At 62.2% G+C, this 2322-nt stretch carries 5 protein-coding genes; all 5 read right to left on the reverse strand.

What is annotated here, in order from left to right; all coding sequences use genetic code 11:
- The coding region (rpmD, locus tag EN893_RS29695) for a 50S ribosomal protein L30 (RefSeq protein ID WP_128362011.1) at positions 1-184 on the reverse strand (184 nt) is incomplete at its 3' end.
- Positions 185-208: 24 nt separating this feature from the next.
- Positions 209-772, reverse strand: a complete 564-nt coding sequence (gene rpsE, locus EN893_RS29700; protein WP_006333394.1) for a 30S ribosomal protein S5 — start codon at positions 770-772, stop codon at positions 209-211.
- A 148-nt stretch (positions 773-920) separates the two neighbouring features.
- On the reverse strand, positions 921-1280 hold the full coding sequence (rplR, locus tag EN893_RS29705; protein ID WP_027038735.1) for a 50S ribosomal protein L18: 360 nt from the start codon (positions 1278-1280) through the stop codon (positions 921-923).
- 124 nt (positions 1281-1404) lie between these two features.
- Positions 1405-1938, reverse strand: a complete 534-nt coding sequence (gene rplF, locus EN893_RS29710) for a 50S ribosomal protein L6 (RefSeq protein ID WP_013895694.1) — start codon at positions 1936-1938, stop codon at positions 1405-1407.
- A gap of 89 nt (positions 1939-2027) precedes the next feature.
- Positions 2028-2322 (reverse strand): 30S ribosomal protein S8 (rpsH, locus tag EN893_RS29715; protein WP_128362012.1); only part of this gene is annotated, 295 nt, incomplete at its 5' end.

Consider the following 2322-nt stretch of genomic DNA (forward strand, 5'->3'; position numbering starts at 1 on the left):
CGACGCGGACGAGATGCTGGACGGCAGCGATCATGCCGCGCACGGAGGGCGTATCTTCCAGCGTGCGCTGCTTGTGCATCTTGTTGAGGCCGAGGCCGACCAGCGTCGCGCGCTGCTCCTTCGGACGGCGGATCGGCGAACCAATCTGCTCAACGGTGATGGTCTTGGTTGCTTTCTTGGCCATGGTCAAAATCCCTGGTCAGATCGACTATTCTTCAGCCGCAACGGCGGTGCCGCGGCGGGCCTGAAGGGTCGAATACTTGATGCCGCGAGCAGCAGCCACATCCTTGGGATGCATCTGGCTCTTCAGCGCGTCGAAGGTGGCGCGAACCATGTTGTAGGGGTTCGACGAACCCATCGACTTGGCGACCACGTCATGCATGCCGAGCGTCTCGAAGACAGCGCGCATCGGGCCACCGGCGATGATGCCGGTACCTTGCTTGGCGGCGCGCAGCAGCACGCGTCCAGCACCCCAGCGTCCTTCGACGTCGTGATGCAGCGTACGGCCCGAGCGCAGCGGCACGAAGATCATGTCGCGCTTGGCCGATTCAGTTGCCTTGCGGATGGCTTCCGGCACTTCGCGCGCCTTGCCGTGACCAAAGCCGACGCGGCCCTTCTGGTCGCCGACGACGACGAGTGCTGCAAAACCGAAGCGACGGCCGCCCTTGACGACCTTGGCGACGCGGTTGATGTGGACGAGCTTGTCCACCATGCCGTCATCGCGTTCTTCACGATCGCGGCCGCGGCCGCCATCCCTACGTTCCTGTGCCATATCCTGTTCCTTGTTTTTTTCCGGAAGCACGGTTGCTGATAAGATCCGGTGCCTCGCCCCGAATAAATCGGGAAACGGTCACCGGGGGCGAAATCAATTCCTTCGCATAATCCCTATCCGAAAAGTCTGCAACTTTTCGGGACTATGCTTAGAAGCTCAAGCCGCCTTCGCGGGCAGCCTCGGCGAGCGCCTTGACGCGGCCGTGATAGATGTAGGCACCGCGGTCGAAAACGACTTCCTTGACGCCGGCCTTGGTGGCGCGCTCGGCGATCAGCTTGCCGATCGCGGCGGCGGCGGCGGTGTCGGCGCCGGTCTTGAGCGAACCCTTGAGGTCCTTCTCGAGCGTCGAAGCGGCAGCGATGGTGTGGCCCTTGGCGTCGTCGATGACCTGCACGTAGATGTTCTTCGACGTGCGGTGGACCGACAGACGCGGACGCTCGCCGGCGACCTTCTTGATCTGACGACGGACGCGCTGCGCGCGGCGCTGCGTGGATTCCTTGGTACCCATGATGGTCTTCCTTGCCTTCAAAAAACGGGGGCCGCCATATGCGGTAGGCGAAAGCGCCTCCCGCGACCGCTCCCCGCGGCGTTACACTTTTTGGCTTGGCCTCAACTTCCCGAGGCCAGGCCCGCTACTTCTTCTTGCCTTCCTTGCGGACGATCTTCTCGCCGGCATAGCGGACGCCCTTGCCCTTGTAGGGCTCGGGACCGCGATACTCGCGGATCTCGGCCGCAACCTGGCCGACTTGCTGCTTGTCGATGCCGGCCACGGTGATTTCGGTCGGCTTCGGCACGGTAATGGTGATGCCGGCCGGCGTCTCATAGACGACGTCATGGCTGAAGCCAAGCGCCAGCTGCAGGTTCTTGCCCTGAAGTGCCGCGCGATAGCCGACGCCGGTGATCTCGAGCTTCTTCTCGAAACCGTCCTTGACGCCCTGCAGGATGTTGACGATCTGCGTGCGCGACATGCCCCACTTGGAGCGGGCGGTCTTGGTCTGGTCGCGCGGCTGGACAGCGATCTCGCTGCCTTCCATCTTGACCAGCACTTCGTCGTTCACCACGAACTTCAGCTCACCCTTGGGGCCCTTCGCCGTCACGGTCTGGCCGTTGACGGTCGCGGTCACGCCCTGCGGCAGCGAAACGGGTTTCTTTCCAATACGAGACATTTTGTTGTCCTCGTCACTTCTCTTGTTTCAGGTCTCTGTCTTCGGGAACGATCCGAAGACCGGATTCCACTTTGCGGTCAACTGCCAGATCAGAAGATCTGGCAGAGGATCTCACCGCCGACGTTCTGTTCACGTGCTTCATGGTCGGCCATCACGCCCTTCGGTGTCGAAAGGATGGCGATGCCGAGGCCGTTGGCGACCTGCGGAATCGACTTGGCCGAAACATAGACGCGGCGGCCTGGCTTCGAGACGCGGGCGATTTCGCGCACGACCGGCGCGCCGTCGAAATACTTCAGCTCGATCTCGATTTCGGACTTGCCGTTGTCGAAGTCGGTCTGGCTGTAATCGCGGATATAGCCTTCAGCCTTCAGCACGTCGAGGACG

Origin of the sequence: Mesorhizobium sp. M7A.F.Ca.CA.004.04.2.1 (genome assembly GCF_004022825.1) — a bacterium.
Lineage (GTDB): Bacteria > Pseudomonadota > Alphaproteobacteria > Rhizobiales > Rhizobiaceae > Mesorhizobium.